Annotated in this window: 4 protein-coding genes; all 4 read right to left on the bottom strand. The window is 69.3% G+C overall.

Annotation, left to right across the window (positions count from 1 at the left end):
* Window positions 1–39: 39 nt before the first annotated feature.
* The 4 genes from relA to secD all read right to left on the bottom strand — a co-directional run bounded on the left by relA (window position 40) and on the right by secD (window position 6,167).
* Complete coding sequence (gene relA, locus ACFTZL_RS39210; RefSeq protein ID WP_382593568.1) at window positions 40–2,556, bottom strand: GTP pyrophosphokinase; 2,517 nt, start codon at window positions 2,554–2,556, stop codon at window positions 40–42.
* Between the two features lie 194 nt (window positions 2,557–2,750).
* Window positions 2,751–3,290 (bottom strand): adenine phosphoribosyltransferase, encoded by a 540-nt coding sequence (locus tag ACFTZL_RS39205; protein ID WP_382593565.1) that lies wholly within the window; start codon window positions 3,288–3,290, stop codon window positions 2,751–2,753.
* Complete coding sequence (gene secF / locus ACFTZL_RS39200; RefSeq protein ID WP_382593562.1) at window positions 3,287–4,396, bottom strand: protein translocase subunit SecF; 1,110 nt, start codon at window positions 4,394–4,396, stop codon at window positions 3,287–3,289. Before secF ends, ACFTZL_RS39205 begins: the two co-directional genes overlap by 4 nt.
* 1 nt (window position 4,397) lies before the next feature.
* A complete protein-coding gene (gene secD, locus ACFTZL_RS39195; protein ID WP_382593571.1) occupies window positions 4,398–6,167 on the bottom strand; it encodes a protein translocase subunit SecD in 1,770 nt (589 codons plus the stop codon).
* Window positions 6,168–6,280 lie beyond the last annotated feature (113 nt).

Below are 6,280 nucleotides of genomic sequence, written 5' to 3'. Positions count from 1 at the left end.
GTACGGGGCCCTCCTTCACGTGATCCTTTCGCGTGGTCCCTACGACCTGCTGCGCGCCGACGTCACCCGGTACACGTCGTAGACGCCCTCCACGCCCCGGACCGCCTTCAGCACATGGCCGAGATGCTTCGGGTCGCCCATCTCGAAGGTGAAGCGGGAGGTGGCGACGCGGTCGCGGGAGGTCTGGACGGCCGCGGAGAGGATGTTGACGTGCTGGTCGGACAGCACGCGTGTGACGTCCGACAGCAGCCGGGAGCGGTCCAGGGCCTCGACCTGGATGGCGACCAGGAAGACCGAGGACTGGGTGGGCGCCCACTCGACCTCGAGGATGCGCTCGGGCTCGCGGGACAGTGACTCCACGTTCACGCAGTCGTTGCGGTGAACCGATACGCCACTGCCTCGGGTGACGAAGCCGATGATGGGGTCGCCGGGTACGGGCGTACAGCAGCGGGCCAGCTTGACCCACACGTCCTCGACGCCCTTCACGACGACGCCCGGGTCGGCGCTGGAGCGGCGTTTGCGGCTGCGTCCGCGGGCCGGCGGGACCGACTCGTCGATCTCCTCGGTCGCGGCCTCCTCGCCGCCGAGGGCCTGGACGAGCTTCTGCACGATGTTCTGCGCGGAGACATGGCCCTCGCCGATCGCCGCGTACAGCGCGGAGATGTCCGCGTAGCGCATCTCGTGCGCGAGGGTCACCAGGGAGTCGCCGGTCAGGATGCGCTGGATCGGCAGGTTCTGCTTGCGCATCGCGCGGACGATGGCGTCCTTGCCCTGCTCGATCGCCTCGTCGCGGCGTTCCTTGGAGAACCAGGCCCGGATCTTGTTGCGGGCACGCGGCGACTTGACGAAGCCGAGCCAGTCGCGGGAGGGGCCGGCGCCGGCCGCCTTGGAGGTGAAGACCTCGACCAGGTCGCCGTTGTCGAGGGTGGATTCCAGCGGGACCAGACGGCCGTTGACGCGGGCGCCTATCGTGCGGTGCCCGACCTCGGTGTGGACGGCGTACGCGAAGTCCACCGGGGTGGCGCTGGCCGGGAGCGCTATGACGTCGCCCTTGGGGGTGAAGACGAAGACCTCGTTGCGGGAGAGGTCGAAGCGCAGGGACTCCAGGAACTCGCCCGGGTCCTCGGTCTCCTTCTGCCAGTCCAGCAGCTGCCGCAGCCAGGCCATGTCGTTCAGGTGGTCGTCCTTGCTCTTGCCGGACGACTTGGGGGCGTCGGTGCGCACCTTCGAGGCGCCGGCGACGGCCTCCTGCTTGTACTTCCAGTGCGCGGCGATGCCGTACTCGGCGCGGCGGTGCATGTCGAAGGTGCGGATCTGGAGCTCGACGGGCTTGCCGCCGGGGCCGATCACCGTCGTGTGCAGCGACTGGTACATGTTGAACTTGGGCATCGCGATGTAGTCCTTGAACCGGCCGGGGACCGGGTTCCATCGCGCGTGCACCGTGCCGAGGGCCGCGTAGCAGTCGCGGACGGTGTCCACGAGGACGCGGATGCCCACCAGGTCGTAGATCTCCGCGAAGTCACGGCCGCGGACGATCATCTTCTGGTAGACGCTGTAGTAGTGCTTGGGGCGGCCGGTCACGGTCGCCTTGATGCGGGCCGCCCGCAGGTCCTGCTGGACCTCGTCGGTGACGATGGCGAGGTACTCGTCGCGCTTGGGGGCGCGCTCGGCGACCAGGCGGACGATCTCGTCGTACATCTTGGGGTAGAGGATCGCGAAGGCGAGGTCCTCCAGCTCCCACTTGATGGTGTTCATGCCCAGCCGGTGGGCGAGGGGTGCGTAGATCTCCAGGGTCTCGCGCGCCTTCTTCTCCTGCTTCTCGCGCTTGAGGTAGCGCATGGTGCGCATGTTGTGCAGGCGGTCGGCGAGCTTGATGACCAGGACGCGCGGGTCCTTGGCCATGGCGACGACCATCTTGCGCACGGTCTCGGCCTGGGCCGCCTCGCCGAACTTGACCTTGTCCAGCTTGGTGACGCCGTCGACGAGCAGGGTGACGACGTCGCCGAAGTCACGGCGGAGGTCGTCCAGGCCGTACTCGGTGTCCTCGACCGTGTCGTGCAGCAGGCCGGCCATGAGCGTGGCCGGATCCATGCCCAGCTCGGCGAGGATGGTGGTCACGGCGAGGGGGTGCGTGATGTACGGGTCGCCGCTCTTGCGCTTCTGGCCGCGGTGCCAGCGCTCGGCTACCTGGTAGGCGCGCTCGATCTGGCGGAGCGTCGCCGTCTCGATCTTCGGATCGTTGCTGCGCACTATGCGCAGCAAGGGCTCCAGCACGGGGTTGTACGGGTTGGCGCGCTGGACGCCGAGCCGGGCGAGGCGGGCACGGACGCGATTGGAGGAGCCGGTGCGGGCGGGCTGGCCGCCGGCCTGGCGCACCGCGGGAGGGACCGGCTTCGGCCGCGACTGCTCGGCGGGCTTGTCGACGGGCGCCGACTGGGCGTGCTCGACCGGCCCGCGGGTGTCGTTCTTCGCGTGCGGCGCGTTGGGCGCGGGCTTGGCCGCTGCCGAGGCGGACTCGGGCTTGGCGGCGGTCAGGTGCTGGGCCTCGTCTGACAAGAGGGCTCCTCGTGCGCGTTCCGGGTCCCCCGGTCAGGCTCCGGAGACCCCATGGTAGCCATCCTGTGCCCCAGGATCGCCTTCAGGCCAATGTGAGGACCGTCTACCCCGGGAACGCGGGAGGCGGGCACCGGATTCCTCCGGGCCCGCCTCCGCGGTGTCGTGCCGGTGTCCACCGGGCTGCCGTGGGCTGGTCAGACCGTGAGCAGGGCCTCCAGCCGGGCACCGCGCAGAGCCGGCTCCAGACGGGCCCGGCCGCCGAGGAAACCGAGCTCCATGAGCACGGCCAGACCGGCGACCTCGGCGCCGGCCCGGCGAATGAGCTGGACCGAGGCCTCGGCGGTGCCGCCGGTGGCGAGGACGTCGTCGACGATCAGGACGCGGTCGTCGGCGACCAGGTCCTCGGCGTGCACCTCGATCTCGGCCGAGCCGTACTCCAGGTCGTAGGCCTGGCCGAGGGTGGCTCCGGGGAGCTTGCCCGCCTTGCGTACGGGGATGAAGCCGAGGCCGGCGCGGACGGCGACCGGGGCTCCGAGGATGAAGCCGCGGGCCTCAAGACCGACGATCTTGGTGGCGCCGGCGGCCTCGGCGATCTCGGCGAGGGCGTCGGTGAGCGCGGTGAACGCCGCCGGGTCCGCCAGGAGCGGGGTGATGTCCTTGAACATCACGCCCGGCTCCGGGTAGTCCGCCACGTCCCTGATGCGGCTGAGCAGCAGTTCCTTGACGTCGGTCATCGGCGCTTCCCCGAGGGGCGGCCCCGGCCGCGGTTACGGGACGCGGGCTGGTTGCGCGGGCCGACGACAGCCGGAGCGGCGTCCTCGGGCTCGTCGGCGTAGGACTCGTCTCCGGTCTCCGCCTGAGGGGTGTCGCCCTTGGCGGCCCGCTTGGCGAGGACGCGCTTCTTCAGGGCCTTCATCTGCGGCTCGCGCTCCTTGAGGTCGGCGACGAGCGGCGTGGCGATGAAGATCGAGGAGTACGCACCGGCGGCGAGACCGACGAACAGCGACAGCGAGATGTCGTTCAGCATGCCCGCGCCGAGGACACCGCCACCGATGAACAGCAGGCCCCCGACCGGCAGCAGCGCGACCACCGTGGTGTTGATCGAGCGGACCAGCGTGCTGTTGATCGAGCGGTTGGCGACGTCGCTGTAGGTCCAGCGGGTCTGCTTGGTGATGTCCTTGGTCTGTTCCTTGAGGCTGTCGAAGACCACGACCGTGTCGTAGAGCGAGTAGCCGAGGATCGTGAGCAGACCGATCACCGTGCCGGGTGTGACCTCGAAGCCGACGAGGGCGTAGATGCCGACCGTGATGGTGATGTCGTGGATCAGTGCGACGAAGGCGGCGATGGCCATGCGCCACTCGAAGGCGATCGCCAGGTAGATCACCACGAGGATCAGGAAGATGCCGAGGCCCTGCCAGGCCTTGTTGGCGATCTGCTCACCCCAGCTGGGGCCGACCAGTTCGGCGTTGATCTGCTCCGAGTCGATCTTGAGGTCGTCGGCGAGCGTGTTCTTGATCTGGTTTGCCGCGTCGGTGTCGATGCCGGCGACCTGGATGCGCATGCTGCCGTCGCCGAGCTTCTGAACGATCGCGTCGTGGCCTGAGGCCTCCTCCGCGTACCGCTCGGCCTGGGACACCGAGGCGCTGGTGTTCTTCGGGGTGTTGAAGACGGCGCCGCCCTGGAACTCGATGCCCATGTTCAGGCCGCGCACCGCCAGGCCGGCGATGGCCAGGATGGTGATCAGGATGGAGACGCCGTACCAGATCTTGCGGTTCTTGACGAAGTCGTAGCCGACCTCGCCACGGTGGAGTCGGGCGCCGAGGTTGCCGAGTTTCGACATCTCAGGCCTCCTTCGGGTCGACAGGGCCGGCGGGGCGGCGGGTACGGCGCAGCGGCGGCTGGACGCCCAGGCTCTTCGGGTCGAGGCCGGACCACTTGTGGCCGTTCGCGAAGAACGGGCGGCGGGCCATCAGCGTCAGCAGCGGCTTGGTGAAGAGGAACACGACGACCACGTCGAGCAGGGTGGTCAGGCCGAGCGTGAACGCGAAGCCCTGGACCTTGCCGACGGTGACGGCGAACAGCACCGCGGCGGCGAGGAACGACACGAAGTCGGAGACCAGGATGGTGCGCCGGGCGCGCGGCCAGGCCCGCTCGACGGCGGGGCGCAGGGAGCGGCCCTCGCGGATCTCGTCACGGACGCGTTCGAAGTACACGATGAACGAGTCCGCGGTGATGCCGATGGCGACGATGGCGCCGCACACGGCCGGCAGGTTCAGCGCGAAGCCGATGGCCGGGCCGAGCAGGGCCATGAGCGTGTAGGTGAGAGCCGCGGAGACCAGCAGCGAGAGGACCGCGATGAACGACAGGCCGCGGTAGTACGCCAGCAGGTAGATGACGACCAGCGCGAGACCGATGGCGCCGGCGATCAGTCCGGCCTGCAGCTGGTCACCACCCAGCGCCGCGGTCACGGTCGTCATGCTGTCGACCTTGAAGGTCAGCGGCAGCGCGCCGTAGGACAGCATGTTGGAGAGGTCCTGGGCGGACTGCTGGTTGAAGTTGCCGGAGATCTCGGCGTTGCCGCCGGTCAGGGCCTGCCGGACGTACGGGTCGGAGACCACGTCGCCGTCCAGGACGATCGCGAACTGGTTCTGCGGCGACTGGTTCTGCGCCAGCTTGCCGGTGATGTTCGCGAACTTCTTGGCGCCGCCGTCCGTGAAGTCCATCGTGACCGTCCAGCCCGCACCGGTCTGTGTGTTCAGGACGGCCTGGGCCTTGTCGACGTCCGTGCCGTCGACCTCGGCGGGGCCGAGGATGTACTTCTGCCACTGGCCCTGCGAGTTCTGGCCGCAGGCCAGGGTCATCTCGGAGGCCTTGACGCCGTCGCCCACGGTGGAGCGGGTCTTCTCGTTGGTGCAGTCGAGCTTGGCGTACTTCGCCTGCAGCGCGCTCGCTTCGGCCTCGGCGGAGCCGCCGCTCGCCGACGGGGAGGGGCTGGCCTTGGCCTTGTCGTCCGAGGCGCTCGCCGACGGTGTGGCGTCGGCCTTCAGCGCGTCGGTGACCGCGCGGCCCTGCGTGGTGGGCGTGGCCGACGGGGAGGCGGAGTTCTTGTCGGTGGCCTCGGGCTTGTCGGTGGCCTTGCCGGACGGCTTGTCCGTCGGGCTTCCGGTGCCGCTGGGCGAGGGGCTGGCCGTCTTGCCGCCGCCGGAGACCTCGGTGGTGAGGACCGGGCGGAAGTAGAGCTTGGCGGTGGTGCCGACCTGCTTGCGGGCCTGCTCGGAGTTCGTCCCCTTGGGGATGTTGACGATGATGTTTTCCCGGCCCTGCGTCTGGACCTCGGACTCCGAGACGCCAAGACCGTTGACACGTCGTTCCATGATGGAGACGGCGGTGTCCATGTTGGTCTTGTTGATGGCCGCCTCGTTGCCGGCTTCGGGGACCGCGCGGAGCGTGATGCTCGTGCCGCCGGCCAGGTCGATGCCGAGACGTGGTTTCGTGTGCCCCGAAGCGAACATCCCACCGGTGAGCGCCACGAGGGCGATCAGAATCAGGACCAGCGAGCGACCCGGCTTGCTCTGGGTGCTCGCGCTCCGGCCCTTTTTAGGTGTGGCCACCTTCTCGTACTCCCTCTCGGGCCACCTCGCTCCGGATCGGCGGACGGGCGGCCATGACATGGTGTCGGGACTCCGTGCGAGCTGGGCGTGTCCCGGGGTGCGCGGGCCGGGCC

Origin of the sequence: Streptomyces sp. NPDC056948 (genome assembly GCF_042674225.1) — a bacterium.
GTDB lineage: Bacteria > Actinomycetota > Actinomycetes > Streptomycetales > Streptomycetaceae > Streptomyces > Streptomyces purpurascens.
Note: the sequence above shows the minus strand (reverse complement) of the source record. Positions and strands in the feature narration are given on the sequence as shown.

What these genes read in the sequence shown, in the direction of transcription:
- ACFTZL_RS39205 (WP_382593565.1), bottom strand. Translation starts at nt 3,290, where the DNA reads ATGACCGACGTCAAGGAACTGCTGCTCAGCCGCATCAGGGACGTGGCG.
- secF (WP_382593562.1), bottom strand. Translation starts at nt 4,396, where the DNA reads ATGTCGAAACTCGGCAACCTCGGCGCCCGACTCCACCGTGGCGAGGTC.